We start from the raw sequence: 26,661 nt of genomic DNA on the forward strand, positions 1-26,661 counted from the left end.
CTCAGATCACCTGACCCCGGCGTCGGCCATCGGCCACGCTTTCTTTTGCGATGCGGGCGATTTCCGGAATGGCAGCCCGAAGCCGCGCATCAATCTGCTCGGCCACGCCCATCTGCGCCCCGCGCGCGTCGATGTTCACCGTCATGCCTGCGTCAGCACTGCCGCCCCTGCCATAGTCTGCCGCCTCGCGCCGGTTCAACACCCGTTCCCCGCGCTGCAGGATCGTTGGGACTTCGTCGGGGCGCAGACCGGCCCAGGAGCCAACCGGCCCCACGGTACCGCCGTTATGCATCCGCGGCGCCCCGGCAAAGGCCATCGCAGGCACTGAGCGGCTATGTCCCGACAGTCCCACAATACCGCCTGCATGCGAGACGGCTGCCGTTACAGACCCGCTGCCCCCAAAGACACCTCCGAGCGCCGAGGCGATGGAGCCCAGTACTGCGCGCTTGAACGACAGAACCGCAAGGTCCGCCAGGATCGAGCGCACGAGGCCCTTGAAGTCGAACTTGCCGGTCTCGACGAAGCTGCGGAAGGCGTTTTCCGCGCCACTGAAAGCGCCAGTCAGAGTTTCGCCGAGGCCTTTGCCCCAATTCATAGCATCCGCGGCATAGGCTTGAAGAGATTCTGAGACTGCACGCCAACCGGTGGCGATCCGGTCGCCAGCGCTCCCGGGCGCACCACCAGCTCGGCCCATGGCAGCCGACAGCCGATTTGCTGAGACAGTCGCCTCATCCAGCGCCGCCGCACCTTCTTCGCCGGTGCCCGCAACGGCATCGCGGAGCGCACCCCAGGAGGTGAGTGGCACCGTCGCGACACCCGCAAGATCGATGGCTGCCTGACGGTAGATGTTTGCGGTGGCCCGCGCCTCGGCGGCGATCGTTTCAAGCCCAAGGTCGGGAATAGTGAGCGGGTTGTTCTCGAAGGCTCGGCGAAAGGCATCTGCCGCAGCCGTTCCCGTGTCAGCGGAGGCGCCTGCAAAGGGATTGGGGATGTCGCCGAGGCTGATCTCACGGATCTGACCAAAGGTGGTCTCGATGCCCACAGCCGCGAGCGCATCGCGAATGCGACCCGTGAAGGCGTCAATCCTGCGGATTGCGCCGTTCAGCATGGCCTCGATCCCGTCGAGCATGCGGTTGGCGGCTGAGAAGACCAGATCCCCGATCACATCCGGCAGACGCGCCCAGATCTCGCGTACAGCCATTAGGGCACCCTCGAAGGTGTTGGCCGCTGCGTTGCCAAAAGCCGCGACACTCTCGATGGCCCCGGCCATGCCACTCGCGGCATCGGCTTTCAGGTCATAGAACATGGCGGTGGCCGCAGCCCCCGCGCTTGATGCCCCCATCTTGATCCGGTCCCAGACCTCGACCGCGACGTCTTTCAAGAGGCCCATAGCCTCGCCGAAGCTGCCTGCGCCGGAGGATAGACGGGTAAACCAATAGACCAACTCGCCTGCGCCTACGATCAACGCGCCAATGCCGGTGCGGATGAGCGCGCCCTTCAGAACCACCAGGGTCGTAGCGAGACCTCGGACCGACAGCGCCGCGGCGGCCATCGCCGAGACCCAGCGACCAGCGAGGAAGGTGGCGAAAGTCCCAGCATAAATCGCGAGCCGATCAAGGTTGCTCAGCACAGCATCAAAAGCCCGGCTGATTGGGCTGGTACTGGACGCAAGGGCGACAAACGCGTTGGCCACCGCCTCCAGCGACGGAGCAAGAGCCACGGCAATCCGGTTGCGCACGCCCGTAAACACCTGACCGATGCTGACTAGAGCCAGTTCAGAGCGGCGCATCGCGGCGATTGCGTCGGCGTCGAGCACCGCGCCAAGTGCCTGTGCCCGTGTTCCAAGCCGCGTCATCTCTGCCCCGCCGTTTTGCAGGAGCGGGATCAGCCGCGTCGTGTCAGACGCCATAGCTTCGAGATAAAAGGTCATCTCCTGTTGGCTGACGCCCGCGCGCTCGAGACTGTCGACATAGAGCTGCAGCGCTTCCGGTCCCGAGAGACGCGCAAACTGATCAGCCGTCACGCCCACACGTGGCGCGATGTTCTCAAAGAAGTCGGCCATAGGGCCGCCGCTCGTCTGCAGGAAATCCCCCACGCGGTCATTCACGTCCTTCAGGATATCGGCCAGCTTCTCTTGCTCGATCCCCACTGTGGCCGAGGCCGCCGACCAGCGCTGGAACACCTCGGGGTTGGCATTGGCCACTTGGGAGAGCTGGCTGATCTCGTTGGCGGCTGCAACGGTCGAGCGGGTCATCGCGACAACAGCAGCAGCGAGCGCCGTGGCGGCAGCAGTCGCCGCAATCCGGGTCCGGCGCGCGAAGGCTGCCATACGCGCATTAGCCTGATCCAGCTCATGGCTCAGACGTCCCATGCCACGAGACCCGGCGACACCGACGCCTTCCAACTCGGCGCGCACTTGGCGGCCACCAGTCGCGGATAGCCGGACGGATACGCGTTTCTCAGCCATGGTGGTGTTCGATCTCTTCGTTTGTCTTGCGCACCATCACCGCCTCGATGGGCGGCATGAGTTCCGCGATAATGAGAGGCGAGAGCCCAAGGGCTGCCCCGAGTTGCAAAGCCGCGCCCATGTCCCAGCCGAGGACAGCGCCGCCGCTCATGCCGCCCGCGACGCGCACTTGCCCGCCCAAACGCTGCACGAGATCCCAGATCTGCCAGCCCTCAAGTGTGCATGGCGCATGAAGGGCTCTGGGGCATTCCGCGCATACAGAGGGGCACCCCGCGCAATAGTCACCGCCCCCGCCGAACTCCCAGTCGGCGAGAGCGGTCAGGCGTTTTTTTCCGCGTCCAGGATGAGCGCGCCAGCGATGTAGCGTGTCTGGAAGGCCTCAAAGATGGGCCAGAGTTCCAAGAGGGCGTCGATGCCCTCAGGGTTCAGAGGCAGAGGCTCATCGTTTTCGTCACCGACGCCCTCCCAATCCTTCACGACGATGTGCGCGACGGCCTTGGCCACGATGCGGGCGAGGTCATCGTTAGTAGCGCTGCTATCAGCATCACCGGCTGCCGCAACGATCGTCGGATCGCTCCGCGCGGCCAACATAATAGCGGTGGTGAGCGGCTCAACGAACAGCCGCACGCCATGGCCGAGGTCCAGCCAGCGCGGTTCCGTGGACAGATTCAATCGCAGCATTAGTAATCCTCGCGGTCATTGGTGAGCGTGACAGTGCACATGCGGCCTACAACGGGATCGCTTGCTGCCTGCCAATCAAAGGTCGCCTGCACACCTTGTGGGCCTGAGATCTCAATCCGAGGGCGCGGCAGGTAAACCGCATGGGCCGTCAGGGTCAGGCTCTCGCCCGTGGTGAGCGCGTAGGAAAACTCCAACTCGCAGGCCTCGCCATTGATGGCTTGGTTCACCAGCGTCTGGTCTGCGAAGCGCACGACGACATTGCCGGTAAGCGCGGCGATGGACGGATCTGCACCGTCGATCTTCCCATCTGCCCGGATCGTCTCGATGCGGTCGAGGTTGTTGGCATAGGTAAGGTCTGCAGAGACAACGTTCCCGATGTTGGCTCCGTTCCGCGTGATCGACCCGTTGAAATGGCCGAAGCGTTTCAACGCGATAGTGGTTGGTGTGCCTACGGCGGTACTGGTGGCGATTGCCTCGCCCTGTGCCACGATGCTCGCCGTGGCCGTCAGCAGCCCGGAGCGCGCCATCTGCCAGTTGAGGCTGTCGACCATGCAACCGGAATACATCGCAAAGCGCGGCACCTCTGGCATGCCGGTCTCGACCGAGAAGCTCGGCAGCGCCCAGTTTCCTGAGCGGAACGCGTGGCTATAGTGCGCTTCCGCGCCCGTGGTCGTGGGCGCCCCAAACGCAGCCTTTAGCCAGAACCCAAAGGCCTCAGCATCAATGGGCACCACCACATCGCCATCCGCCGTCACCGCATCCTTGATCGGGGCTTGTGGATCGCGGCCATAGCCCAATAGCTCCGAGGTCTGCAGTGGTTGCTCGGCCCCCAGCGTTGTGCTGGCAAAAGGCATCTTGGTGTAGCCGCTCGCAGGCGGCGTGCCGTAGGTCATCTCGAACGCCAGCGCCATTTGCGCCCGCGCCCCTTGGGCTCGTGCCATGGTAATTTCTCCTCAGCTTCGAAAGATTAAACTGGTCTGGCTTGACGCCGGCGTTGGTGGGCCCCTAGCTGCCCCCACGTTTCAACGAAAGAGTGCCCTCATGGCCGATTACAAAACATCATCGAGCCCAAGTGCGCCAAGCCAGACAGAGCGCAAGCGCTCCATCTTTGCAGATGATCTGAGGATCGAAGGCAATATTACCTGCGAAGGCATTCTAGAGTTTGGCGGTCAGCTGACCGGTGATCTCACCGCTGATGCAGTGGTTTTGACACCTACGGCTCGGGTCAAGGGTAGCGTTCGTGCCCGCCAGCTGACCATTGAAGGCAAGCTAGAAGGTGATGTGACCGCAATGCATGTCAGTATCAAAACTGGTGCGCGCGTAATGGCCAGTGTGGCCTATGATCGTCTCGACATCGCCTCTGGGGCCCAAGTCGAGGGCGCATACAGCCGGGTGGATGCAGGAAAGTTCAAGCTTTAAGCCAAAGGATCGTTCGTCCCATAGTGCAATAGCACGGGCAAGATGGCAGCTTTTATACTGGCCGCACCCTCGACTGGAAGATCGACAGGTTCAGGGGCCTCTGCCTCGACCCAATCGCATAACCCCCGCAATGTCCGGTCGGCGGCAATGACAGCGCCGATGCGAGCCGTAAGTGCGTCAAACAAACCGTCGCGGTCTCTTGAAGATTGTACGATGACCTCGAGTTCGGCACGGTGCTGGTAATGATACGCCAGTGGTGACAGTGTCACAGCGGGCTCGCCAGGGCTGCCGTCACGCAGGATCATGAGACCTACGGGCGGGATGCGCTCTGGAAGCACCTCTCCACGCAGAACTGGCACATGTGGGATCGTGCGCAACAGGTCCGCCAAAGCGGTCAGGATGGTTTCGCGGGTGGTAGGCATCTAGATCTTCGCCATTAGGTCATTTCTTGACATGTACGGCTTTATACCGTACGTATTGGAAAAAGGAGTTCCCTCATGTTTGCTACTGAGAGCATCACACCGACCTCTGGCAAGATGGAGGCGCGCAAGGAATTGCGCCTGCATCGCGCTGATGAAGAACGCATCCGAGCCGCCGCAGCAGCAACCGGTTTGCAGGAAGCCGATTTCATTCGTCAGGCTGCGCTCTTACGTGCGCAGGAGGTCGAACAGCGTTTGTCGCTTTCAGTCCTGCCCATCGAGGCATTTGAGGCATTTCGCAGCGCGATCGAGGCGCCAGGCAAAGTCGTGACAGGGCTGGCGCGCGCTGCGGCCGCTAGCAAAGGTCATCTGACGGATGCCAAGTAAAGCACCGGTGGATCAACCCGCCCTTGTGATCGCGAAATTCGACAAGGCGCTGCATGATCGTAGCGCCTTTTCTTGTGGCTTTGGCCCGATCGATAATTTCCTAAAATCCTCGCTCTCGGATCAGATCAAGACCGGGATGGTCGCTGCTTGGATGGCCACGGCTGAAGGCGACCCAGCCGTTTTGGGGTTTTATACTCTTGGCGCACTGGCCATTCGCGCCAATCTCGGTCCGGGTAAATGGCAACGTGCCGGCGTGCCGGACATCCCGGTAATCTATATCCGTGCAGTTGCGGTGCGCAGTGACATGCAGGGCCAGGGCCTTGGCACAGCGCTTCTCATTGATGCCATGACGCGTTGCCTTGGCATCGCGGATCAGATGGGGGCAGCTGCCGTTGTCCTCGATGTTCTAGAGGACAACCAGTTTGAGCAACGCTGGCGCTTCTATAAAGGGCTTGGCTTTATACCATTGGGTGATCCCGACAATCCACAACGGGTTTATATTTCGATGGCAGATATCAGGGCGACGCTTGGCTGACATTGGCGTTCAAACCCTCTCTGAGAACCAATTCGCCACGATCAACCCCGGTACCGCTGCCTCCGCGCGCTTAGCATCCCGCGCTAGATTGAGCCTTTTGGCGAGTTTTAACTGAGGCACCAACATAAAGATGGGGACGGTACTCCGTCCTCGCCCGGTCTTGGACCGAGAGGCCACGCCCACCCCACGGCTGTTCAACCGCCCATCGGCCACGAGCAAGCTTGGACCTCCCCGCCGATAAACAAAGCGCAGGCGCAGACCGCGCCGCCTCTCCCATTCGCCGGGCGTGAGCGCCTTGCCGCGCGTGCCTTTACCGGCCGCGGGCGTTGGGATGGCCAGCCAGAATCCGTCCTTCGACCGGATCAATGGCCCGGTGTCATGCGCCCCAATGATCTGGGGTGCATTCGACCAGACAAGAGCCGCCGCTTTTAGGCTTTCGCCAGATTTTGGGTAGATTTGGCTCCGGATTGAATTCGCAAGGCGCCGGCCAAGGCCAGCTTGTGTAATCTGGCCCCGCCAGTTTTGTTTCAGATCCGAGCCCGCCTGCCGCATTGCTCGGGTCACAGCCTTTTCACCAGCAAGGATCTCGGCTTGCATGGACGCTACGATGTCGCCTGCCATTGAGAGGTCGAGTTTCATGCAGGCGTTGCCTCTATGGTCCAGATCAGCCGCTCGCGATCGCGGATCGGCTCGCCTTGGATCAGGAAGGTTTCCTCACCGAGCAGTATCTGCTCATCGGGCCGGGGTGCGGGGAGTTCGGAGACACGCACATCAAAGCGCAGTGACTCTGACACCAGGCGCGCGGCCCCGAATGTGGTCACGTCATCATTGCGGCGCATGATGACGCGGATGCGGGTGAACTGCCCCTCGCAGTCGCGATGCCAGGCCTCTTGGGCGAAGTTTGGATCGGCGAAGAGCATATCGAGGGCCACGGCAAATGCCGTCATTGCTTTCGTGCCTCAGTTCGAGCTGAAGAGCCGGATGGCGAGCCGTGGACGCTTGTTCACAGGTAAGGTGGAGGCCTCGGTCATAAGATCGATCCAGCGTCCTTTGCTGTCTATCTGCTGGCGGGCATAGAGCGGCAAGCCGACAGTATTGGCGGTCTCCAGCAAATTGGCCGGGCCGCCATAAGTGGTGAAGGTGTCGAAGGTGCCAAGGGGGAAGGCGATGCCTTCGCCTGCGGGGATCAAGCGCTCCGTTGTTCCATTCGAGAGCGCTACCGAGCCGTTATATTCTTCAAAGAGCAGCCCCGCGAAGGGGAAGGCGCGGCGCATGTCTTCCCGCAACGGCTGACCTCCATTTGCAGAGAAGTATTTATAGGCTTCTTCGGTCTTTGGGTGGCTGATTAATTTGTCGAAGAACTCGGGGCTGATCAAAGCATGGGCCGTGGTCATGGTCTCGCCCAAGAGATTGTCTTCGATGGCACGTAAAATACTGCGCACTTTACTCTGGATATTGGTGCCTGCCGTCCCGAAAACAAAGTCGACCTCAATCGGTTCCAAGCCAAATTCAGTGAAATAGTTGTAGAGGGTCGTGCCCGCGCCATCCTTCACGATACCGCGCAGCGCATTCATCTCCATGTATTCGCGGGTCTGGGCATGCTTTCGGCGCATCAGCGTCAGCTTGCGGTTCATCACTTCGACTAGCGGGTCAGCTGCATCCGAGATGCCCAGCGCGGGCATCCCCTGAATGTCGGCGGGCAGGATCACGTCATCATGGGGGATCCACGGGAGCGCAAAGCTGCGCATCGAGCGCTGCTCGCGGGTGCCGACGGTGGCCGGCGCGCCCAGTGGGACTGAGGGCAGGAGGCTGAGGACGCCTTCGCGCTGCTCAATCACCACAGAGCGTTGCGTGACGCCTTCAAAGCGGAAGAGGCCGATCTGGCCAAGACGGGTGTAGAGATTGGGCAGGATGTTAATGGCCTGCGTCATCTCGGCGAGCGAATAGCCGTCCGCATCAAACGGGTTGCGTGTGATGGTCATGGGGAACTCCGGAGAAATGGGGGAGGAATGTTGCGGCCTGATCAGGCGGGATCGCGCGGGATGATGCCGAGTGCGGTCAGCTGGGCATGCTTGGCCGCCGTTTTGGCGGCGTCATCTACGCTGGCGTCGAAGACTAGGGCCGCTTGTGAGGCGATGGCCGGACCGCGCACGATGACGACGGCCTTTTGGTCTGCGGCACTGGCATCGGTGGCATAGAGAAGCACAGCTGCAGCATTCTGTGCGCCATCACTGCCTGCTGCAGTGCTGAGCTTCATCTTGCCGCTCGCTGTGATGCGGCCAAGCACAGCGCCAACCGGATAATTGGCGCCGGCCAGTAGCGTGACGGTCTCGCGGGTGTAGTTGGGGTTCAGCTCGTATTTGAGCACATCGCCCATGGTGGGCGGTTGGGTGAGCACGGACATGGGCAATCTCCAAAAGATTGGGGTCAGAAAAAATCCCCCGCCGGGGAGGAACGGCGGGGGATCAGGTGGGCGGTTCGCGATGAGTGGGAGGGTGCTCAGTTGTTACGACCCGCCGAGGCAGCCTTCTTTGCGGCAGCCACAATTGGGCTTTCCACGGATTTTGGCAGAACAGGGGACGGCGGTGCCGCCACAATGTCGCGTGCATCTGCGGCGGCGCTCGCTTGGTCCAAAACCAATCGGCGCAAAGCCTCTGGGGCTGTTCCGTCGCGCAGAGCTTTCGCGGCGTCAATCGCGATGCCGAGGCGACCTGCCTGGGCTGTGATCTCTGCAATCTCGGCTGCTGACTCGCGAAGCTGTGCAGAGATCTCTGCCAGATTGGAAGGTTTCGTGCCGGCCGGTGTAGGTGATGCTGCGGCAGCGTCTGAGGCGGTCCCTGTGTCTTCTTGCAGCATTTCTTCTATATCGTCTGGGGCGTCGGATAGCTGTTCTGCTTCGTATAGCACCGTGTCTTCGGCATCGGTGGTTTCTGTATTTGCCTCTTCGGTATCTGTTTTGGCGCTCATGGCGGCCTCCTTTGCTCGGGGATGACTGGCGCGGCGCAGCCGCGCGGTAGGTGATGGGGCAGACAGGCTTTCGCGAAAGCGGGCAAAGCCACGGGAGAGGTCGATCACCTCATCGGCAAGGCCCGCGGCGACGGCATCCGTCCCGCGATAGGTCGCGGCCTCGGTGGCCAGCGCTGCCTCCTGGCTCAGGCGCCCAGCGCGGCCCACGGCGACAGTCTCGGCGAAGAGAAAGCGTAGAACATCGATCTCGCGCTGCATGTTGCCACGCACATTTGGCGGCAAAGGCTCATAGGGATTGCCATCAACCTTATGATCACCGGAATGGATCATCGTCACGCGCACGCCGTCCTGATCCAACTGGCCGCTGAGATCGGCATGCATCACCACCACACCGATACTGCCGACGGCGCCGGTGCGCGGTAGCAGGATCCGGTCAGCCTGGGATGCCAGTGCGTAGCCAGCCGAGAAGGCGTGTTCAGCGACAAAGGCCCAGACGGGCTTTGCGCCTCGGATCGCCCGGATGCGATCTGCGAGGTCAAAAATCCCGGCCACCTCGCCGCCGAAACTGTCGATTTCTAATGCAATGCCGCGCACCGCCGGATCGCTGGCTGCCGCCTCAACCTGTGTTGCGATCCCCTCATAGCTTGTTTGGCCAGAGGATTGCCCGATCCAACCGCCCCGATGGATCAAGACGCCCGAGATCTCGATCACCGCGATGCCGTCTACGACCGCGTAGGGCGCATTGCCATTTTGCTGCAGGTGGTCGGCGAGGTTGCCGGCCAAAATGCTGGCCTTTGCGGGAAGATGTGCTGCGGTGCTGTCTGACGCGTCGTCGTGATCAGAGAGATCGACCGGCCGTCCCAGAAGACGCGGCCCGAGCCCTGACAGAAACGCCATGGCCTTGGAGGGTTCCACCAAGAGCGGCGTGTTGAAAGAGCGTGCTGCAATGCGGGCGTGGAGCATTAGGGTCGGTCCTCTTCGGTGCGTGAACGCGCTGATACGTCATCGGCTGCGTCATCGCTGCGATTGTCATCTTCGCTGTCGTCGTTGACCGGCACTGCCTGCACACCTTGCGCGGGCGAACCCGGCCGGCGGAAGTCGAGACCCAGCGCGCGCTCACGTGCGCGCTCCGCGGCAACCTCCCGATCAACCTGCTCGGCGTCATAGCCGCGCTCGGCGATGGCCTGAGTGCGAGATTTGAGCCCCGCTTCGATCTGGGCGATTTCAGCATTGGCGTCTTTGAGTGGATCGACCCAGTCCCATTTCGTGGGGAGCCAATCCGCGGCGAGCATACGCGGGCGATCCGTTTCATAGCCTGGAAGCGTCATTGCGCCAGAGAGCACAGCCAAATCCAGCCAGCGCGCATAGGCGGGCCGGCAGAGCTGATAGACCATCACCGAGTGCTGCCAGGCCGAGACCCGGCGGCGGAATTCTATCAGGGCAAGGCGCGAGTTCGAGAAGTTCCCCTTTACCATGTCGTTCGCGAGGTAGGGATAGGGGATCCCGAGCGCGGCTGAGATCTGAAGCAGCGTCCGGTATTGAAACGGCTCGTAGGTTGCCCCGCTGTCTGCTGGCTGGCCTACGGTCACATCTTCACCCGGATCCAGTCGCACGATTTGACCGGGGCTGATCTCGACGCCTGCGGGCATCTCCTCGTCGTCCAAGGGGGCCAGCGGGTTCTCTGGCGCAGGCGAGGTCACGAACATCGCATACATGGCCGCGACTTTCTTCCGGTCAAGTTCCGCATCATCGTATTGATCCAGGAGAAAGAGCTTCACGATGGCTGGGGCCAGTTTTGACACACCGCGCAACTGACCACCCTCAACTGGGTCAATCACATGGATCACCTCCGAAGCGGGCACGCGGACAATCTCGCCGGAAAGCCCCGGATCGGTGCTGTCGCCCGGATGGCGCCGCAGGAAGTGATAGGCAACACGTCGCCCGATCCGATCGAACTCGATCCCTTGGCGGATGGCATTGCCATTCCGCGCCACGCCGGTCTCATGCAGTGGCAGCATTTCTGAGGGCAGCATCTGAAGCTGCAGCGGTACTGTCAGCCCATCCTCGGGCCGCCGGGGCCTGATCCGGACAAAGACCTCACCCGCCAGAAACACCTCGCGGGCAGCCCGGCGCTGCAGCCCGTAGAAATCCGTCAGCCCCTCGGCGTCCGCCTCATCCGTCCAGGCGAGCCACAACCGCTGAAGTTCTTCCTTGCGAGCAGCATCGACCAGTTTCGAGATCGGCTTGATCCCGTCGCCCACGGTGTTGGCCGCCCAGCTTTCCACCGCATTCACGGCATAGCCGTTGTTGCGCACGAGCCAACGTGCACGTGCAGTGATGTCTGGTCCTGAGGCCGCAATCAGCGCATTCACATGTGCGTGGGTCGCTTGGAACCCGCGAAGACGGCGATGATGCTGGCCCGCGTCAAACCCGCCGATAAACGCTCCAAGGCGCTGACGCCAGTTCATCACAGATCCTTCACGGCGAAGGGCCGGAGCATCCGTCCAGCGCCACGCTCGAGTTTTGCAATACGCCGTTCGACATCGCCTATGGCGGCGGCGAGTTCGGCATCCGTGCCGTAGTTCACGGTCTTGCCGTCATAGCTGACAGACCGCGTGCCGCTGTAGCGCGCGCCCAAAAGCGCGCTGTGGCGGAGTTTTAACTCGTCGAGGGTCATCTATCATTCCATGTATTTGGGCGTACTGATCTTCCAGCCACGCCGCCGGGGCGCTGCGATCCGCCCTGCTTGCGGTTCTGCAACCTTCTCTGGCAGGTCCGTCTGATCACTGATCTTGGTTTCCACGCCGGCCTGCTTCTCCAATTGGCGCCACATGCGTTCATCAAAACGGTCGGCGCCGAGAATCCATGCCGCGGCCCGGGCGTAGACCCGTGTGTCCAGCGCCTCGTTGCGCTCGCGCATCTTTTGCCATTCCTGGCGGGCATAGCCGCGCCGGTCACGTATGGTGACCAGCTGCTCTGCCACGAGCTGTTTCAGCCATTCGCTGTCGGCCCAGTCGGGCAGGTGGATCATGCCCGCCGGATTGGGCACACCCAGTGTGCGATCCTCGTCCGAGGGCCGCTCTAGCCGCAGATAGCGATACGTTTCCGCCTTGAAGGTGGCCGTAGCCACCGTCCAGAGCCGCGCCCCACGCTTGAGCTTCCGCCCATTCACGGTCGCGTCGACAAAGGTCGGGCCCGATACCGGCGTCGCGCGGTTGAACCCTTCGAGACCTTTGACGGGCGCGACCTGCGCAATGCCTTGCAGCCGCGCCCATGCATAGACCGCGGCGGCTTCATACCCAGTATCGATGGCCAGCTTTGCCAGCGGCATCACCGCGCCGTTCTCATGCACCCAAGTCTGGCCAAGCAGGTCCGTTAACGCCTGCCAGCAGGCAGGATCTCCAGGCCCGCCCGGAATGACGATGTGGTCAACCAGCCAACTCTCGAGCCCACGGCCCCAAGCCCAGACATCGACCTCGATGCGGTCCTTTTGCACGTCGGCTCCGGCGGTGAGGAACAGCCCGCCGAGGGGGATCTGCGCAGCATATGCCTCACGCCGATCCGCAAGCCGCTGCCATTCCGGCGCGTCGCCGCTTTCAACCCAGGTCTCGCCCAGAAGCGTGTTGCGCGCCGCACGCAGCATCTCGTCTGATCCTTGGGCCGCCAGCCAGTCCCGCGCGATCTGTTCCCAAGTTTTCCAGCCGATTGGCGAATAAAGTGCTGAGAGGTGGAAGCCGATCGCGTTAGGATCCGCACTGGTCGCCGTCGCCCGCCATTCCCCACGTGCCAACATATCTGTCTTGTGGTGTTCAGAAATTGAAGCGTCACAGCCTTCACAAGCATAGGCTGCGGTTTCAGGCTGCCCCTTGTCCCAGCGGAGCCGCTCAAACTGCAGCCATTGCATGTGGTCGCAATGCGGACACGGCACAAAATACCGCCGCTGGTCGCTGGCGTCGAACTCGCGCTCAATGCGGCTCAATCCCCGGATGGTTGGTGTCGAGACCATGAACACCTTACGTCGATGCGCGAAAGTGGTGGTGCGTGCTTCAGCCAGGCTGACCGGATCGCCTTCCTCGTCAGCCGAAGCCGGATAGGCATCGACCTCATCGAGAAACACATAACGCGCCGGCATCGAGCGCAGGCCGGTAGCGCTGTTCGCCCCGGTCAGCACCAGAATGCCGCCCGGAAACTCCTTGGACAGCATCGAGTTGCCCGCGTCGCGAGAGCGCGCCGGTTGGACCCGTTCTTTCAGCGCGGGGCTGTCCTCAATCAGCGGATCGATGCGGCCCCGCGAGGTGCGCTTGGCCATCTCCACCGTGGGCAGCACCGCCAGCATGGGGCCGGGCGCATGATGGATGACAAAACCGATCCAGTTGTTGCCGGCTTCTGTTGCGCCGACCTGGGCGGCCTTCATAAAGCTGATCCGCTGCGCCGGATTGTTCGGCGACAGCGCATCCATGATGGCGCGCAGGTATGGCGTTCGGGCCGTTCGGTATTGCCCGGGTTCGGCGGAAGCGCGCGAGGACAGTTTCCGATGGGTGTCGGCCCATTCGGAGACTGTGAGGTCAGGGTCGGGCCGCATTCCACGGCGCCATGCGCGCAGGATATCCTCGGCGCCGTCAAAGGCGAGATCGAAGCCTTCAGTTAGATCAGATGTGTTCTCCTCATCATTCAAGCGCGACCTTGAGGTTGGCCAGGGCGTCGAGCTGCTCTCGGACATGGGTTTCTAGCACCCTTTGCAGGATCGCGGTCTCGATCGTTACGGCCTTGCCGGATGCTGTCTCCATCTCTGCGGACAATTGCGCGGCCATCAGTGCGGCCACGCGTGTGGGCCAGGTGACCCAAAGATCCCGCTCCCGACGAGCGAGACGAAACACTAAGGTCTCGGCGCGCGCCCGATCCACCAATACGCCCTTCTTTTTCTGAATCGACAGTTGGCGCTCTTGGGCTTGGTAGACCGTAAGCGCCGTCCGAGCCTTTATGTAGGATGTGCTATCGCCTGTGCCCGAGGCCGCTGGCCCGTCACCAGTTGCACCAAACCCACCACGTGAGCGTATCTGTTGATCCGGATCGGTCGCTGAACCGCGCCGCGCATCCGAGGCCACCGCGTTGATGGACCCGTCTGCATAAAGCACTAGGCGGCCGGTCTTGCGGGCTTTTTGCACGGCCCCGCGGGAGATCCCGGCGTGTTCGGCGTAGGCGCGTTCAGATAGTCCTTCCATGACCTGTTCCAGAGCCTCAGAGCATTGTTATTAAACGGATAAATACGTCTATTTGAGTTGATTAGACTTCCGTGTCGAGCGACTCTCACATCAAGCAAACAGCCTGATTGGAGAAAGCCCATGAGCACCCGCGCACAGATTGCCATACAGACCGGACCCGAAGAATGGGCGCACGTCTACGTCCACTACGACGGCTACCCCGAGCACATACTGGCAGCACTTCACGCTTGGACGCCCGAGGACATCCTTGCCGCCCGCGAGATCCGGCAAGTCAGCGCCGAGGCGCTGGACTGTTTTGATCCGCCGCGGACGCCGCGGGTCTTGCCGCGACCAACCCGCGCCTTTGGCCATTTGTATGTTTGGCAGGACGGCACGTGGGCAGAAGCGGAGGCAGCACAATGAGCGAGCTGGTTCTTCCCAGTCAAAACGAGGCTCACGGGTTTTACGGGCAGATGAGCACCTGCGCGTTGCGGGACAGGCCGACGGATCGGATCTGGACGGTGACCTGCGCCTTTATTGGTTTGGCCACGGGTGCCGGTACCGAAGATGAGATGCGCGGCATCAGGGATTTCTTGGACAGCTCAATGGGACGGCATTTTGCAGATGATGTGATTGACGCGCAGCAAGGCCGCGCCACGAACAATGAAATCGCGATCATTAAAGCCATCGAGAAATGGCAAGCCTGGACCATCAGTGCGGAGACCCAGCGGAAAGAAGGCATCCCGGCCGGGCTGCCATACCTCACGGGTTGGGTGCAGCATTTCGCTGTCACGGCCGCGATGGATGATGCCGACTAACCAGTTTCACGAGACATTTTGAAAAGGAGCAAACGATGCCCAAACTCACCGATTCACAATCTATTATCCTCACGCGCGCCGCATCCCGCCCTCGCAACTTGGCCATGCCGTTGCCTAAGGGGTTGGCTGGCGCTGCGGCCAAGATGACTGTTGGCAAAATGATCGAGCGCGGCTGGCTTGAAGAGGTCGACGCCAATCTCTGCCGCAAAGAGCCGCTCTGGCGGGAGACCGGCGATGGTCACGGCACAACCTTGATTGCAACTGAGGCCGGGCTTGAAGCTATCGGCATTGATCCGGTCGTCGCAAGTACAGTTAGCAACATCTGCAAGGCCCGACCGGCGGGTAAACCTGCAGAAGCGGCCGCAGAGGCAAGCGAAGGCCCTAGGCTGGCCTCTATCCGGCAAGGTACCAAGCAGGCCCTGTTGATCGACATGCTGCAACGCCCCGAAGGTGCCTCTATCAACGAGATTGTTGAGGCGACATCTTGGCAAGCGCATACGGCGAGAGGTGCAATCTCTGGTGCCCTCAAGAAGAAGCTTGGCCTACCAATCACGTCCGAGAAACACCCCGAACGCGGCACTGTTTACAAATTGGACGCGGCCTGAGCCAGCCCATTATCGCCATCGCTCGAACAGTCGGCGTAGCGCATAACTGCGCAGCAAGGAAATCATCACAAACAGTGCACCGATTGCAAGGTTGTCGCCAAGGCTGACTTGCAGTCCAAACCATGGGAACACCATGATCTGCGTTAAGATTGCCAATGCATAGCCTACCACAACGTTGGTGACCGCCTCGATAAGTGATTGGCGCCGCGACTGCATCACGCTGCCAGCCGCTTGGACTTGAGGCTTGCGAAACTCTCCCCGCTGTCTGCCAAAACAGCCTCTTCACCCGTAAAGGCCTCCCAGCGCTCGATAGCGACATCGACGTAAACCGGGTTCAACTCGACGCCGTAGCAAATGCGCCCAGCGGTCTCCGCTGCGATGAGCGTGGTCCCGGATCCCATGAAGGGCTCGAAAACCGCCTGGCCGGGGCTGGAGTTGTTCAGGATTGGGCGGCGCATGCATTCGACCGGCTTTTGCGTGCCGTGCACGGTCTCAGTGTCTTGGTCCTTGTTTGCGATTTGCCAGAGCGTGGTCTGTTTGCGATCACCGGCCCAGTGGCCCTTGCCTTTGGCACGTACGGCATACCAGCAGGGCTCATGCTGCCAGTGGTAATCCCCGCGGCTGAGGACCAGCCGGTCTTTAGCCCAGATGATCTGGGAGCGGATGTTGAAACCGGCGGCAATCAGACTGTCGGCCACAGTCGCTGCGTGCAGAGCGCCGTGCCAGATATAGGCCACATCGCCGGGAAAGAGGGACCAGGCCTCGCGCCAGTCAGCGCGGTCGTCGTTGAGGACCTTGCCTGTGCGTTTGGTCTTTGCAGCGCCCGCTTGGTTGCGCCAAGAAGGGTCGTATTCCACGCCATAGGGTGGATCGGTCACCATCAGGAGCGGTTTGACGCTTCCCAGAAGCCGCCCAACAACATCGGCGCTGGTGCTGTCCCCACAGGTCAGCCGATGGGGCCCGAGCTGCCAAAGATCACCTTCGACTGACACAGGGGTTGCCGGGGGCTCTGGAACATCATCCTCGCCGTCAATCGCGCTGTCATTGCCCAGCGTCTCTGAATCCTGCAGCAGGGCATCCAGATCCTCATCCGAAAAGCCCAGCAGATCGAGGTCGAAGTCTTCGGCCAGCAAACCCGCAATTTCGTCGCGCAGCATCGTCTCGTCCCATTCGCCGAGCTCGGTTAGCTTGTTGTCGGCAATCCGGTAAGCGCGCCGTTCCGCTTCATCGAGATGCCCAAGCCGGATGATAGGAGCGTCGGTCAGGCCCAGCGCGCCGGCTGCCAGCACGCGCCCATGGCCCGCGATCAACTCGCCGTCGTCCGCGACCAAGCAAGGGACCGTCCAGCCGAACTTCGCCATGCTGGCCGCAATCTTCGCAACCTGGGCCTCGCCATGGATCTTCGCGTTCTTGGCATAGGGCCGCAGCTTCTCGATCGGCCAGAGCTCAATCTGGCGCGGCGCAAAGACAAGATCCATGGGGAGGAAGACTCACAGGGTAGGGGCGAGGCATGGTAGACGGCATCCTTGCAAAAGGATGTGTCAGCTATCGCAATGTCTGGAAAACGAAAGCGCCCGCGAGGGGTATCCTCCGAGCGCAATTCTTCGATAGTCAAGGGGTACGTCAAGAGGGGCAGCATTGTCAAAGCCAAATGTGAATCAGACTCACATTTTTTTTGGGTGGATTTTCGGGTGGCTTCCCGCTGGGTTCCTCTTTGGCTAAAGCTGGCTTGGATGGATTCTTGACTAAAAAACTAAAATCCACCTTTGGCACCCTTGGTTGGTGCGCAAGTATCTGTTGTTTATAGGCTTTATCTGAGGTGCGATCGCAGGTGGCTGCGAAGTGGATTCCCCGGTGAAAATCCAAGTCGCTAGAAAACTTGCGCGCTAAGCCCCCCCGTATACGGATTGCGCCCGGGAGGAACCATGGGAGGGGGACAGCCAACGCAACCGGCCCAATGCGGACCTTCAGGCCACCCGGGAGGAAGGTCCACTTGGATGAAGATTTTCTGATGCGGGCCAGGGTGCAATCTTTCGGCTTGGCTCGACTGTGGCCCGCGTTGGAAAATCTCTCAGGGAGGAAGCCGCGGGGGCTGGGCGGTGTCTATGGGGAAAGAGCGCTGTCTGTCGGGCTTGTGACTGCTGCCGATACGTTTTTGGTCAGATTGAAGACGGCGGTTCGTACGTTTTGCCCGCTCGCTTGCCTAAGATGGGAGCTGGGTCGCTGCCGGTTTGTACCTTTAACGTGATTTGCTGGATCGCTGCGCACAAGTGATTTTGGCCGGTGTTGCAGAAACAACCGGATCGCATTGGGCGGGATGAACGGGCAGTCAGTCATGCGGCCTGTTTCCTTGGTGGAGCGCGGGATCGGGGAACCTGGCCGCGCTTGAACGTTTCGATGATCAGCATTGTGCCGCCGCAACAGGGGCACGGTTCCCGCAATGTGAATGGTGTGGGATCATCCTCGGATGGTGGTTCTTGCTCTGGCGGGCTCGCCCCAATCAGGGCTCGGACCTTTGCAATATTGGTTTTACGTTGCGCGGACGCCAGCAGGCCATAGTGCCGGATCCGGTGGAACCCGTCGGGGAGAACATGCATCAGGAAACGGCGGATGAACTCGTCCGTTGTCAGGCGCATCACCTTTTGCCGGTCACCACTCTTGATGCGATAGTCCTTCCATCGGAACGCGACGGTGTTTGCATCGGCGCTGAAGAGGCGCTGGTTCGAGATCGCGACACGGTGCGTGTAACGACTGAGGTAGGCTAGAACTGCCCCGGGTCCGCCGAACGGTGGTTTGGCATAGACCACCCATTCAATTTTGCGGAACGGGGCCAACCAGTTTGCAAATGCACCGGTCTCAGCCAGCCCTTTTAGGTCACTATAAAACGCCAGATCACCCGAGCGATGCAACACCATCAGTCCTTCGATGAATAGGCGTCGGAACAACCGTGACAGCACCCGCACATGCAGGAAGAACCCCGGCTTGCACGCCACCCATTGGTTGCCGTCGCGCGACAAGCCACCGCCGGGGACGATCATGTGGATGTGTGGGTGATGGGTGAGCGCAGACCCCCATGTGTGCAACACGCTGGTCATGCCAACGCGTGCGCCGAGGCGCTTGGGATCAGCGGCGATGGTCGTCACGGTCTCGGCGGACGCCCGGAACAGCAGGCCGTAAATGGCGCGCTTGTTCCAGAGGGCGATCCTGGCAATCTCGGCTGGTAGCGTGAAGACGACATGGAAATACTCGACGGGCAGCAAGTCTTCGGCCCGTGCCGCCATCCAGTCGCGCGCAGCGGGTCCCTGACACTTTGGACAGTGCCGGTTTTTGCAGGAATTATACGCAATGTGCTGATGGCTGCACTTGGTGCAGGCTGCCACATGCCCACCGAGCGCCTCGGTCCGGCAGGCCTCTATCGCTGACATCACCTTAAGCTGGCTCAGGCTGATATGCCCTGCATTGGCCCGCCGCCACGCGGGACCATGCTTGCGGAATATGTCAGCAACCTCCAGCCTTGCGCGCGGCAATCCCCGTCCGTCACTCCGGTCGCTTCTTGCGTGTCTGGAGGTTCAACTGCTTGAGCGCCTCAAACGGGCTGGTTGTATCCCGGATCATCTTTGTGGCGACTTTGGTGTACTGCGCTGTTGTCGTCAGCTTGGCATGGCCTAACAGCACTTGGATCACTCGAACATCCGTCCCTGATTCCAGCAGATGGGTCGCAAAACTGTGCCGGAGCGTGTGCAGCGTTGCGGGTTTGTTGATCCCGGCCATGCGTTTGGCCGATGTGAAGGCCCGGTTCAACTGGCGCGGCGAGATCGGGTTGATCTTCGGCTTGCCCGGAAACATCCATCCTTCAGGCCGCGCCTCGCACCAATAGTCACGCAACAGGTCAAGCAATCCCGGCGACAGCATCACCTTACGATCCTTCCGCCCCTTGCCCTGCACGACGTGAATTAGCATTCGGTCGCTGTCGATATCGCCGGTCGTCAGATTGCAAACCTCAGAGGCGCGCAGACCCGCACCATAAGAGATACTGAGCGCCGCGCGATATTTGAGCCCGGGACCAGGTGCTACGGCCAGAAGTTCAGAGACTTCCTCAACGCTGAGCACAGCGGGCAGCTTGCGTGGCTCGGTGCGGAATTGCATGTACTTCTTCATCTCATCACGCCCGCAGGTCATCGAGAAAAAGAAACGCAGAGCAGTGATCCGCGCGTTGTAAACCGAGGGCGTGACCTCGTTATCCGTCATGTGAAGTTGATACGCGCGCAGCTCCTCACGCGTAGCCGTATCCGGTGAATGCCCCAGAAACGCAGCAAAATCCTTTACTGCCCGGATATGAGATCGCTGCGATTGGTGCCCCAGACCCCGAATGCGCATGTCTTCGATCATCCGCTCCCGAAGCGGTGTTGTTCTCTCGCTGACCATGAAATCCTCCTGTCTGTCGATTGAGAAACCTCAATCGTCAAACAGATCAGCCAGATCGCAAAATCCGCCAACATGTGGGATGCTTCAATACGCTTGCCACAAGCGCCAGTGCCGCGCGAGCGGCTTCGTCCCCGAGCCCAGACCAGCCATTGAACCAGCCTTCCGACGCCGCAGTGCAGCTTCCTCAGACCGGTCGTTCGTGCATCGCGCAGCCTTTTGGGCGGTTAAAGGACCGCAGTGCGGAAAAGCTGCCGTCCGCTATGTAGCGGTTCATCGTTTTGCGGTCGCCAAAGTTGTACCTGTGAAGAAGAAATTACTGCTGTCAGGGAAGGTTGGGCCAGAACGTATAATGGGCGGGCATGTCGCCAGTCAGACAGCCGCCGCGATTGCTTTTCCGCAGGTTATGGTATCTGCCGTCCCCCCAAGATCTCCGGTGCGCAACGCGGGATCGGTCAGAGTGGATTCGATCGCGGTCATTATGCCTTGTGCGGCTTCAGGATGCCCCAGATGTTCCAACATCATCGCACCTGACCAGATTTGACCGATCGGGTTGGCAATGCCCTTGCCTGCGATATCGGGTGCCGAGCCATGCACGGGCTCAAACAGCGAGGGGAACTTTCGCTCTGGATTGATATTGCCCGATGGTGCGATGCCGATGGTTCCCGTGCAGGCCGGACCCAGATCGGACAGGATATCCCCGAACAGATTTGATCCTACAACAACGTCAAAGCGATCAGGATGCAGCACAAACATCGCAGCTAAGATGTCGATGTGGTATTTATCGACTGTGACATCAGGATAGGTTTTCTGCATCTCAAGAACACGCTCATCCCAATAGGGCATCGTGATCGAAATCCCATTCGACTTGGTTGCCGAGGTCAGTTTCCCGCCACGTTTGCGTGCAAGATCAAATGCATATCGCAATATCCGGTCAACGCCCACGCGCGACATGACCGTTTCCTGCATAACAATCTCGCGGTCAGTCCCGGGGAACATCCTTCCGCCAATCGACGAATACTCGCCTTCGGTGTTCTCGCGCACGATCATCATATCGATATCGCCAGGACCGCGCCCTGCCAACGGAGAGGTCACGCCGGGCATCAGCTTAGCCGGGCGCAGACTGACATATTGGTCGAACTCACGACGGAACTGCAAAAGCGAACCCCATAGCGATACGTGATCCGGCACCGTATCCGGCCAGCCAACTGCACCAAAGAAAATTGCGTCATGGCCGCCAATCTGGTCTTTCCAGTTGTCCGGCATCATCTGGCCGTGTTGCTTGTAGTAGTCACATGACGAGAAATGAAATTCGTCAAAGTTAAAGTCCAAGCCATATTTTGTGGCGGCTGCGTTCAGGACACGCACCCCTTCGGGGACGACTTCCTTGCCAATCCCGTCGCCGGGAATAACCGCAATATTCATCTTGTTACTGGCCATAATCATGTCCTTTGTCGGTCGCTACAGGGTCTGATCGAGGTGAACGCTGCTTGGGTTCCCTAACAGGTCATCGTAGTGCACCAAAATTATGAGGCGATCTATGTCCTCGTGCATATGTATTGTCTAGGTTTAAGCTGCTACAAACAATCCAATTCCTGACTGTGGGTGATTCAGTACAATGCAGTGGGGGGCTTAGCTGCCGACAGCGGCGTTTAATCCGATCAGAGTGAATGTTGGGAAAGTCCGGCCAATCTGACTAACTTTGGGATGCATCGAACGAGTGCTGTGCTCACACTTCGGAGTTGTCCCAGCTGGGACTGTTCCAAAAGTGGGGGTTTTGCCCTAGTCGCGTCCGAGAGAAGATTGGATAGGGGTTTGTATGGTGTGGTCAGTTTGTCTGCTTGGGGAAGGTGTTGACGGAGTGACACAACGTATTGATCTGCTGGCATTGGGTTCAATTCCTTCACCTAACGATATCGATGAGATCGGGGTCACCCAAACCACAGGCAGGCGGCTACTCTGGGAATTGCAACAAGCTGTCGTTACGCTTCAGGAAGCCGCTCTTCGTGCCGCCGCGAAAGAGCGAACGGCGACCACATCAGACCTCACGCTCAAAGATTACCGCCTTCGGAAGGTCCAAACGCTGTTCGGCACTGTCTCATTGCGGGTCCCGCGCTTGGTCAATCAGGGCAGGATTGAGAGTGTTTTGCCAACAAGCTGTGGGGCTCGATCAACCCGCGAGTTTGATGATTTGCGCAACAAGTTGTCAGTTTGGTTGTGTCGCAAACTTTTCGAGCTTTTTCTCTGTCTAACGATGTGGCAGCAGTTTGTCTTTGAAGGCCACAGGCGCAGGGAGCAGAACCATGATTGATTTTAAAGGCGCGCATTATCCGAAATCTGTGATCCTGTACGCAGTCTATTTCTATGTTCGGTTTGCGGTATCGTATCGCGATCTCGAAGAAATCATGGCCGAGCGCGGCGTCGATGTTGATCACGCCACTCTGAACCGATGGGTCGAGAAGTATTCAAGCGCCATCGCTGTGCAAAGCCATCGCCGGAAGGCACAGACAGGGCGATCTTGGCGAATGGATGAGACTTACGTGAAGGTCAAAGGTCGCTGGATGTATATTTATCGAGCGATCGACAAATGGGCCAACACCCTTGATTTCATGCTGTCTGAACGACGTGATAAAGCGGCGGCGACCGCATTCTTCGCCAAGGTGATCGCCAGCAACGGATGGCCGGACAAGGTCGTTATCGACAAAAGCGGATCGAACGCGGCCGGTCTGTTCAACATGAATTGCCTGCTGGTAATGCATAACTGGTATTGGTTGATCGACGTCCTACAGGTGAAATATCTGAATAACATCATCGAGCAGGACCATCGTTTCATAAAGAAGATCACCCGCCCCATGCAGACCTTCAAGTCGTTCAATTCAGCCGCAGCCACTCTAGCGGGCATCGAAGTTGCGCATATGATCCGCAAAGGACAATTCGACCGACCAGGGAAGTCCGGCTTCGAGCAGTTCGCTGAGTTCGCTGGATAATTGTGTCCGGCTGAGGCCTCATCTCCCTTCACCCAAAAGTTTGCGACACTACCGACGGTCGCGCCGATACCGAGAAAGGCCGTGAAGAAGTTGAGCGAATTGGCATGGCACATCGGCATGACCAGGAGCGCGTCGTCTTGGCGCCGGAGGCCAAGCTCGACCTGCGTCATCAGCGCGAGCATGGCCATGCCGCGATGGCTGCGAATGGCGCCCTTGGGGTTGCCAGTGGTGCCGGACGTGTACATCAGGCACCAGGCATCGTCGGGTGACACCTCAACGTCCGGCTCCTCCGCCGACGCGGTTTCGAGGAAACCGGAGTAGCTAGTCCACCCCGGCAGTGCGGCGTCACCGATCAAGATGTAGGTGTTTTGGGGGATCGTCAGATCGGCGCGGATATCGTCCACGATATCGGCCAGCGCGGCCTCGGCGATCACCGCGGAGATCTTGCTATCCTTGCAGATGAAACACGCTTCGGGGCCTGTCAGGCGAAAGTTGATCGGGACCGCGATCAGGCCGGCCTTGGCGACGGCACCATAGATTTCGGCCCATTCCACACGGTTATAGGCCAGAACGGCGACGCGGTCGCCCTTCGAGAGCCCCAGCCCAAGAAGCGCGTTTGCAAGGCGGCAGGAGCGGGTGTTCCAATCGAGGAAGGTGAGGCTGCGTTCGAGATCCCGCGCACCGATGCGGTCGGGCTGAACCCTTGCCTGGGTGGACAGCATCTCTCCAACAGTCAGAAGCGCAGTCATGTCACAGGTCTCCGTCAGGTGTCAGGGGTTGGTCTTGTCGGCCGCGGGGCGCATCGAGCGCGGCGCGCAGGGTTTTGGCGGCGGCTAGGTCATGGTCGACCATCAGGGTCTCGGCGCGGTCCGTGTCGCCGCCTGCGATCGCATCGACGATCTCGGCATGCTGGCGCCAGATTTCGCGGGGAAGCGTCGCGCGGCGTAGAACCTCGCCCATCGCGCGGCGCAAGAAACGCCAGTGCGGCTCGGCGGTCCGCGCCAGGAGCGGGTTGCCGGACATGTCGTAGATCAACGTGTGCAGCGCCATATCGTGTCGGACTTGCCCGGCCACGTCGCCATTCGCGACGGCCTGCTCACCCCGTTCAAGGATGTCTCCCGCCGACTGGGCAAAACGCGCGCCAAGTTCTGGCGCGGCCGCAATGCGTGCCGCCGCCATGCGTGCGGCCAGGCCATCCAGTGTGGCGCGGATGTCGTAGTGGTGGCGCATCAGATCGGCATCGAGCGGCGTGACCCACAGGCCGCGCCGTCCGACCTCCTCCACCATCCCGTCCGCCTTCAGAAGGGCCATGGCCTGCTGCACGGGCTGACGTGACACGCCCAGACGCTCGGCCAACTGCTCCTGCACGAGGTGTGAGCCCGCTGGCAGCGCCCCCTCGCAGATCTGATCGACGATGGCGTCATAGACCTGATCGGTGAGGCTGGGTTGGGATTTGAGGATCTTCATTTACTGAATTCCGAGTTCTGAATTCAGAATTCAATATAGAGAGTCGCGGGCGCTGTCAAGCTGTCCAAGCGGGGCGTGATTAGCTGGACGGGCCGGTTGCCTCCCAATCCGGGGATCGGAACGTGTCGACCATGAAGTCGATGAAGCTGCGAATGCGCGGCACCATGTGGCGGTCGGGAAGGAACACCGCGTAGATGGCGGTGTCATCCAAGGCGGTGTGATCGGGCAGAAGCTGAACCAACCGCCCGTCGGCGATCGCGGGTCGGGCCAGATGTTCGGCCGCACGCATCGCGCCCATGCCGACCAGACACATCTGATATAGCGACATGCCCTGATTGCTGCGGAACCGGCTTTCGGCCTGGAAGATGACGTCCTTGCCGTCCTCTATGAACCGCCAGCGGTTCAGATGCGCCCGGCCACCATCCCAAGCCAGACAGGGGAAGGCGGCAAGGTCCGCAGGCCGGGTCGGCAGACCGTGCCGCGCGACAAGGGCAGGGGTGGCCACCACGATGCGCTGCAATCCGCACAGGCGACGATGCATCAAGCTGGAATCGCTGAGCGTTCCCATGCGGATAGCCACGTCGATCTGATCGTCGATCAGGCGTTCGCTGTCGTCGGTCAGGCGCATTTCAAGGGACAGCTTGGGGTGCCTTTCAAGAAACCCCGGTATGACGGAGGTGATGCGATCAAGCCCGAACGCAATCGGCACGGACACGCGCAACAGCCCGTCGACCTGCGCGTCGCTGATCTGCCAATCGGATTCCGCCGCTTCGACCGCATCAAGCACACGGCGCGCGACGTCGAGAAACCGCTCGCCATCGGGCGTCAGGCGGTGCCCGCGTGTGGTGCGGTGCATGAGTTTGACGCCAAGGCGCTTTTCCAGCCGTTGGATCGTCTGGCTGACGAATGGCTGACTGACCCCCAAACTATGGGCGGCGGCGGTGAAGGCACCGGTTGCGACCACCGCCTGATACACGCGCATTTCCAACAGCCTGTCGTCTTTCATCGCCTTCCTCATTCATTACAAAGAACGATAACACTTATTGCGACCATTGTATTGATGGAGTCGCGGGCGTTGCGCATTCTACGCCATCAAAGGCGACGGCAGTCCTGCCACGTCACGCATTGAGAGGAAATGCCATGCTGGATCTCGGAAACCGCGTCTCGATCTATCAACCCGAGCAAGAGGGGCTGATCTTTCCCGAACTGCCCGGCTTCGACACTGTCGAAGAGGAACGCCGCCACCGTAAGGAACGCCTTGTCGCGGCCTGTCGCGCCTTCGCGCAGCAAGGGTTTGACTACGGCTTTGCAGGACACCTGACCGTCCGCGATCCCGAGCACCCGGAACTCTACTGGACCAACCCGATGTGCGTTCATTTCGGCAAGGTGAAGATGTCGAACCTGATCCTCGTGGATCATGCGGGCACGGTGATCGAGGGCGATCACGCCGTGAACCGCGCGGGCTTCATCCTGCACGCCAATGTCCATGAAGAGCATCCCGACATCATCGCCATGTGCCATGCGCACACCACCTATGGCACCGCATGGTGCGCCACTGGCCGCCCGATCGACCCGATCACGCAAGATGCCTGCGCCTTCTTCGAGGACCATGTCGTCATCGGTGAACAAGGTGGTGCCGTCGCGGTGGAGAACCACGCCGGAAGCGACGTATCCAAAGCCTTCAAGGGCGTGAAGGCCGCGCTGCACCAAAACCACGGCCTGCTGACCGCGAGCCGCCACAGCATCGAGGCCGCCGCGTTCTGGTTCATCGCGCTTGAGCGGTGCTGCCAGCAGCAACTCGACATCGCGGCATCGGGGGTCGAGCCGATTCGCATCCCCGCCGACCGGGCGCGCTATAGCCGCGAGCATGTGGGCAGCGAATATATCGGCTGGCTGCACTTCCAGACCATCTGGAACCAACTTGTCGAAGATCAGCCCGATATGTTCGACTGACCAACGGACATCGCACCTGTGGGACGCACCTAGGAGGAACGGGGCATGAACCCTCAAGATTTCGATCAGATCCGGCGCCGTGAAGGTTATGGAGCCCCAAAGACTGTGCGCTTCGAACCGTTGTCCCGAAGTGCACGTCACACCCATGACAAGGTGTCGTTCGTCTATGTCCTGGAGGGTGAATTCATCCTGAATACTGCCGACGGCGCCCCGCGGTACCGTCCGGGCGAAACCTGTATTCTCGACAAGGACACCGAACACGCGGAGGAAGCCGGTCAAGACGGTGCGGTGATCCTCGTCGCAAGAAAATAACGTAGCGGCGGACATACCAAA

At 60.5% G+C, this 26,661-nt stretch carries 31 protein-coding genes and 1 pseudogene; 10 read left to right on the forward strand and 22 right to left on the reverse strand.

The features are described 5' to 3' along the window. Position 1 precedes the first annotated feature (1 nt). From THS5294_RS14075 to THS5294_RS14090, 4 genes are all read right to left on the reverse strand, one after another. Positions 2 to 2,467: a phage tail tape measure C-terminal domain-containing protein gene (locus THS5294_RS14075; RefSeq protein ID WP_058124240.1), complete on the reverse strand. Its 2,466-nt coding sequence runs from the start codon at positions 2,465 to 2,467 to the stop codon at positions 2 to 4. Next, the gene (locus tag THS5294_RS14080; RefSeq protein ID WP_058124241.1) at positions 2,460 to 2,657 is read right to left on the reverse strand and encodes a DUF7697 family protein; all 198 of its coding nucleotides are present in this window, start codon (positions 2,655 to 2,657) and stop codon (positions 2,460 to 2,462) included. The genes THS5294_RS14075 and THS5294_RS14080 overlap by 8 nt, the downstream gene beginning before the upstream one ends. Positions 2,658 to 2,785: 128 nt before the next feature. Then, positions 2,786 to 3,148: a phage-derived protein YdaY family protein gene (locus THS5294_RS14085; protein ID WP_058124242.1), complete on the reverse strand. Its 363-nt coding sequence runs from the start codon at positions 3,146 to 3,148 to the stop codon at positions 2,786 to 2,788. Continuing rightward, positions 3,148 to 4,089, reverse strand: a complete 942-nt coding sequence (locus tag THS5294_RS14090; protein WP_058124243.1) for a phage tail tube protein — start codon at positions 4,087 to 4,089, stop codon at positions 3,148 to 3,150. Before THS5294_RS14090 ends, THS5294_RS14085 begins: the two co-directional genes overlap by 1 nt. Before the next feature lie 100 nt (positions 4,090 to 4,189). Here THS5294_RS14090 and THS5294_RS14095 point away from each other — a divergent pair, with 100 nt between their 5' ends. Then, positions 4,190 to 4,567: a bactofilin family protein gene (locus THS5294_RS14095; protein WP_058124244.1), complete on the forward strand. Its 378-nt coding sequence runs from the start codon at positions 4,190 to 4,192 to the stop codon at positions 4,565 to 4,567. Here THS5294_RS14095 and THS5294_RS14100 read toward each other — a convergent pair. Beyond that, a complete protein-coding gene (locus THS5294_RS14100; protein WP_058124245.1) occupies positions 4,564 to 4,989 on the reverse strand; it encodes a hypothetical protein in 426 nt (141 codons plus the stop codon). The two genes, THS5294_RS14095 and THS5294_RS14100, sit on opposite strands and share 4 nt — an antisense overlap. Positions 4,990 to 5,064: 75 nt before the next feature. Here THS5294_RS14100 and THS5294_RS14105 point away from each other — a divergent pair, with 75 nt between their 5' ends. Then, the gene (locus tag THS5294_RS14105) at positions 5,065 to 5,373 is read left to right on the forward strand and encodes a type II toxin -antitoxin system TacA 1-like antitoxin (protein ID WP_038009042.1); all 309 of its coding nucleotides are present in this window, start codon (positions 5,065 to 5,067) and stop codon (positions 5,371 to 5,373) included. After that, on the forward strand, positions 5,363 to 5,908 hold the full coding sequence (locus tag THS5294_RS14110) for a GNAT family N-acetyltransferase (RefSeq protein WP_052077335.1): 546 nt from the start codon (positions 5,363 to 5,365) through the stop codon (positions 5,906 to 5,908). The genes THS5294_RS14105 and THS5294_RS14110 overlap by 11 nt, the downstream gene beginning before the upstream one ends. Positions 5,909 to 5,917: 9 nt before the next feature. Here THS5294_RS14110 and THS5294_RS14115 read toward each other — a convergent pair whose 3' ends face one another. The 9 genes from THS5294_RS14115 to THS5294_RS14155 form a co-directional block, all read right to left on the reverse strand. Further along, positions 5,918 to 6,547: a DUF6441 family protein gene (locus THS5294_RS14115; protein ID WP_058124246.1), complete on the reverse strand. Its 630-nt coding sequence runs from the start codon at positions 6,545 to 6,547 to the stop codon at positions 5,918 to 5,920. Next, a complete protein-coding gene (locus tag THS5294_RS14120; protein ID WP_058124247.1) occupies positions 6,544 to 6,855 on the reverse strand; it encodes a head-tail joining protein in 312 nt (103 codons plus the stop codon). The genes THS5294_RS14115 and THS5294_RS14120 overlap by 4 nt, the downstream gene beginning before the upstream one ends. 12 nt (positions 6,856 to 6,867) lie before the next feature. Next, positions 6,868 to 7,890 (reverse strand): major capsid protein, encoded by a 1,023-nt coding sequence (locus THS5294_RS14125; protein ID WP_058124248.1) that lies wholly within the window; start codon positions 7,888 to 7,890, stop codon positions 6,868 to 6,870. Between the two features lie 41 nt (positions 7,891 to 7,931). Further along, entirely contained in the window at positions 7,932 to 8,312 is a 381-nt protein-coding gene (locus THS5294_RS14130; RefSeq protein WP_058124249.1) for a head decoration protein, read from the reverse strand. A 95-nt stretch (positions 8,313 to 8,407) separates the two neighbouring features. Beyond that, a complete protein-coding gene (locus THS5294_RS14135; protein ID WP_058124250.1) occupies positions 8,408 to 9,838 on the reverse strand; it encodes a S49 family peptidase in 1,431 nt (476 codons plus the stop codon). Continuing rightward, on the reverse strand, positions 9,838 to 11,343 hold the full coding sequence (locus tag THS5294_RS14140; protein ID WP_058124251.1) for a phage portal protein: 1,506 nt from the start codon (positions 11,341 to 11,343) through the stop codon (positions 9,838 to 9,840). The genes THS5294_RS14135 and THS5294_RS14140 overlap by 1 nt, the downstream gene beginning before the upstream one ends. Beyond that, positions 11,343 to 11,552: a phage head-tail joining protein gene (locus THS5294_RS14145; RefSeq protein WP_058124252.1), complete on the reverse strand. Its 210-nt coding sequence runs from the start codon at positions 11,550 to 11,552 to the stop codon at positions 11,343 to 11,345. The genes THS5294_RS14140 and THS5294_RS14145 overlap by 1 nt, the downstream gene beginning before the upstream one ends. 3 nt (positions 11,553 to 11,555) lie before the next feature. Beyond that, positions 11,556 to 13,595: a phage terminase large subunit family protein gene (locus THS5294_RS14150; protein ID WP_058124253.1), complete on the reverse strand. Its 2,040-nt coding sequence runs from the start codon at positions 13,593 to 13,595 to the stop codon at positions 11,556 to 11,558. After that, a complete protein-coding gene (locus tag THS5294_RS14155) occupies positions 13,543 to 14,097 on the reverse strand; it encodes a hypothetical protein (protein WP_058124254.1) in 555 nt (184 codons plus the stop codon). Before THS5294_RS14155 ends, THS5294_RS14150 begins: the two co-directional genes overlap by 53 nt. Positions 14,098 to 14,217: 120 nt before the next feature. Between THS5294_RS14155 and THS5294_RS14160 the strand changes: the two genes are divergently transcribed. Genes THS5294_RS14160 through THS5294_RS14170 form a run of 3 tightly spaced genes read left to right on the forward strand, consistent with a single transcriptional unit; the run spans position 14,218 to position 15,499 of the window. After that, positions 14,218 to 14,499 (forward strand): hypothetical protein, encoded by a 282-nt coding sequence (locus THS5294_RS14160; RefSeq protein WP_058124255.1) that lies wholly within the window; start codon positions 14,218 to 14,220, stop codon positions 14,497 to 14,499. After that, on the forward strand, positions 14,496 to 14,894 hold the full coding sequence (locus tag THS5294_RS14165) for a hypothetical protein (RefSeq protein ID WP_058124256.1): 399 nt from the start codon (positions 14,496 to 14,498) through the stop codon (positions 14,892 to 14,894). Before THS5294_RS14160 ends, THS5294_RS14165 begins: the two co-directional genes overlap by 4 nt. Positions 14,895 to 14,929: 35 nt before the next feature. Continuing rightward, the gene (locus tag THS5294_RS14170; protein ID WP_058124257.1) at positions 14,930 to 15,499 is read left to right on the forward strand and encodes a DUF3489 domain-containing protein; all 570 of its coding nucleotides are present in this window, start codon (positions 14,930 to 14,932) and stop codon (positions 15,497 to 15,499) included. A gap of 9 nt (positions 15,500 to 15,508) precedes the next feature. On the opposite strand, the gene THS5294_RS18915 is transcribed toward THS5294_RS14170, so the two are convergent. From THS5294_RS18915 to THS5294_RS14195, 5 genes are all read right to left on the reverse strand, one after another. Beyond that, the gene (locus tag THS5294_RS18915; protein WP_425303908.1) at positions 15,509 to 15,715 is read right to left on the reverse strand and encodes a DUF7220 family protein; all 207 of its coding nucleotides are present in this window, start codon (positions 15,713 to 15,715) and stop codon (positions 15,509 to 15,511) included. Continuing rightward, the gene (locus THS5294_RS14180) at positions 15,715 to 16,977 is read right to left on the reverse strand and encodes a site-specific DNA-methyltransferase (RefSeq protein ID WP_058124259.1); all 1,263 of its coding nucleotides are present in this window, start codon (positions 16,975 to 16,977) and stop codon (positions 15,715 to 15,717) included. The genes THS5294_RS18915 and THS5294_RS14180 overlap by 1 nt, the downstream gene beginning before the upstream one ends. A gap of 855 nt (positions 16,978 to 17,832) precedes the next feature. Further along, positions 17,833 to 19,026 (reverse strand): IS91 family transposase, encoded by a 1,194-nt coding sequence (locus THS5294_RS14185; RefSeq protein ID WP_058124260.1) that lies wholly within the window; start codon positions 19,024 to 19,026, stop codon positions 17,833 to 17,835. Positions 19,027 to 19,036: 10 nt separating this feature from the next. After that, entirely contained in the window at positions 19,037 to 19,924 is an 888-nt protein-coding gene (locus tag THS5294_RS14190) for a tyrosine-type recombinase/integrase (RefSeq protein ID WP_058124261.1), read from the reverse strand. A 369-nt stretch (positions 19,925 to 20,293) separates the two neighbouring features. Further along, the gene (locus tag THS5294_RS14195) at positions 20,294 to 21,361 is read right to left on the reverse strand and encodes a tartrate dehydrogenase (RefSeq protein ID WP_058124262.1); all 1,068 of its coding nucleotides are present in this window, start codon (positions 21,359 to 21,361) and stop codon (positions 20,294 to 20,296) included. 421 nt (positions 21,362 to 21,782) lie between these two features. On the opposite strand from THS5294_RS14195, the gene THS5294_RS14200 reads away from it, so the two are divergent. Together THS5294_RS14200 and THS5294_RS18115 are read left to right on the forward strand one after the other, a co-directional pair. Then, the gene (locus THS5294_RS14200) at positions 21,783 to 22,232 is read left to right on the forward strand and encodes a hypothetical protein (protein ID WP_139278672.1); all 450 of its coding nucleotides are present in this window, start codon (positions 21,783 to 21,785) and stop codon (positions 22,230 to 22,232) included. Next, the gene (locus tag THS5294_RS18115; RefSeq protein ID WP_072936814.1) at positions 22,225 to 22,908 is read left to right on the forward strand and encodes an IS6 family transposase; all 684 of its coding nucleotides are present in this window, start codon (positions 22,225 to 22,227) and stop codon (positions 22,906 to 22,908) included. Before THS5294_RS14200 ends, THS5294_RS18115 begins: the two co-directional genes overlap by 8 nt. A gap of 50 nt (positions 22,909 to 22,958) precedes the next feature. Here THS5294_RS18115 and THS5294_RS18655 read toward each other — a convergent pair. The 3 genes and pseudogenes from THS5294_RS18655 to THS5294_RS14215 all read right to left on the reverse strand — a co-directional run. Next, a pseudogene (locus THS5294_RS18655) lies at positions 22,959 to 23,657 on the reverse strand (AMP-binding protein); the annotation flags it as partial. 1 nt (position 23,658) lies between these two features. Continuing rightward, positions 23,659 to 24,375, reverse strand: a complete 717-nt coding sequence (locus tag THS5294_RS14210; RefSeq protein WP_058124265.1) for a GntR family transcriptional regulator — start codon at positions 24,373 to 24,375, stop codon at positions 23,659 to 23,661. 79 nt (positions 24,376 to 24,454) lie between these two features. After that, positions 24,455 to 25,381, reverse strand: coding sequence for a LysR family transcriptional regulator (locus THS5294_RS14215; RefSeq protein ID WP_058124266.1), 927 nt, complete (start codon positions 25,379 to 25,381; stop codon positions 24,455 to 24,457). 134 nt (positions 25,382 to 25,515) lie between these two features. Between THS5294_RS14215 and THS5294_RS14220 the strand changes: the two genes are divergently transcribed. Further along, positions 25,516 to 26,328 (forward strand): class II aldolase/adducin family protein, encoded by an 813-nt coding sequence (locus tag THS5294_RS14220; RefSeq protein WP_058124267.1) that lies wholly within the window; start codon positions 25,516 to 25,518, stop codon positions 26,326 to 26,328. A gap of 45 nt (positions 26,329 to 26,373) precedes the next feature. Then, positions 26,374 to 26,640 carry a cupin domain-containing protein gene (locus THS5294_RS14225; RefSeq protein ID WP_058124268.1) on the forward strand — a complete coding sequence of 89 codons (267 nt, stop codon included), beginning with the start codon at positions 26,374 to 26,376 and terminating at the stop codon, positions 26,638 to 26,640. Positions 26,641 to 26,661 lie beyond the last annotated feature (21 nt).

This window comes from Thalassobacter stenotrophicus (genome assembly GCF_001458315.1).
In the GTDB taxonomy this organism is placed as follows: Bacteria; Pseudomonadota; Alphaproteobacteria; order Rhodobacterales; family Rhodobacteraceae; genus Thalassobacter; species Thalassobacter stenotrophicus.